We start from the raw sequence: 1,318 nt of genomic DNA on the forward strand, positions 1-1,318 counted from the left end.
ACGGCTTTTCCTCATGTCGTCTGCTCCTTCTCAGGTTCGGCAGACTCTACATCACAGCGAGGGAACTTCCGGGGGGCAGGTCATGACTTTTCGATCCCTGACCATATCCGGGGTCAATATTGTGTCCGAGCCCACTTCCATCATATCCCACCCCTTGGCCCGAAGAGCCATGGGAATTGATCTTTCCAATGCGTGTGCCAAGGTGCCATCGCGCTGGGATGCTTCTTTTTCAAATTCCTGAAGACAGATATCTTTCAAAATCATTTCCGCACATTGCGAGCGGATCCAGAACATGGTTCCAGCGTAAAATCCAAGATCCTCATCACTACATGCGACGGATTGTTGCTCAAGAAGAGCCTTGACCGTATTCTTGTTGCCCCCCCAATATTCCAGATTGCTGACGTAGGAATTGGGCGCCCCAAGCATGCCCAGCTTCGGGTTCTTCTTGAACAGCTCAATGCAATGGTTAACCCCTTCTTCACTGGACAAGAGACTATTCAGCAGATCCTTGCGCCAGTGATCACCCTCCGGAGAATACAGACTCCTTTTGCCATGCAATTTGAGAACCGGAACATCATCAGCCAGTTTCAGATTCTGCATGAGATAGGTGAAGGGGCGTACATCACGACCCCAGTTCTCGATTCCGACCGGATGCAATGGAACGTTTTTCCGTCTCCAGTTGAGCTTGAAATTGGTCAGAACTTCCGGCTTTGACGATGTAATATATATTACGCAGCCATCAGGCACCCTGTCTAGGGTTTCAATCAGCTCATCAATGACTTCAATGTAATGACAATGACACACGACAACAGCTTTTGGAGCGCTGCGCTTTACAGTCATCGGTGCGCTTTTGATACTATTATTATATTTCTGTAAATAATGTTGAATGGTCGCTGAATTTTTGAGCTGTTTCGGGTTTTTGACCAGGCGTTCAATCTTGATGAAACCATGTCTCTGAATGATTTCATCGGCGCATAGATGCGTAGGATTCACTCCGCCATCAAAGCCCGGCTTTACAGCCGTCATCGGATCCGGCCTGTAAAGCGCCGACCACGGTTCGTTCATTGCATTCAGCAATTTCGTCAGGCCGAGTTCATAAGAAAATACAATATCGAGCTTGCTCGCCTGGGGGCGGATGTTCTGGAAGAATGACTGAAACATCTGCCGGTTGAAAACATGCGGAGGGATGGAAAAACAATAGCTTTGCCCGTGCGGCATGAGCTGGGTTGCACATGTAAGAGCCCGACCGAAAATTAAGTTGAGCGATTTCAGTAGTTTATGATTCTCTATGTTTACAAAAACTACGGAGGATCAGATG

At 48.0% G+C, this 1,318-nt stretch carries 1 protein-coding gene; it reads right to left on the reverse strand.

Annotated features, from left to right (window positions below):
* Positions 1-51: 51 nt before the first annotated feature.
* Positions 52-1,218 carry a rhamnan synthesis F family protein gene (locus tag ACFO1V_RS09440; protein ID WP_380075088.1) on the reverse strand — a complete coding sequence of 389 codons (1,167 nt, stop codon included), beginning with the start codon at positions 1,216-1,218 and terminating at the stop codon, positions 52-54.
* Positions 1,219-1,318: the final 100 nt, after the last annotated feature.

The organism is Daeguia caeni, from assembly GCF_042653845.1.
In the GTDB taxonomy this organism is placed as follows: Bacteria; Pseudomonadota; Alphaproteobacteria; order Rhizobiales; family Rhizobiaceae; genus Brucella; species Brucella caeni.

Bases quoted from the DNA above. Each gene is read 5' to 3' on its own strand.
- ACFO1V_RS09440 (WP_380075088.1), bottom strand. From the start codon at position 1,218: ATGCCGCACGGGCAAAGCTATTGTTTTTCCATCCCTCCGCATGTTTTC.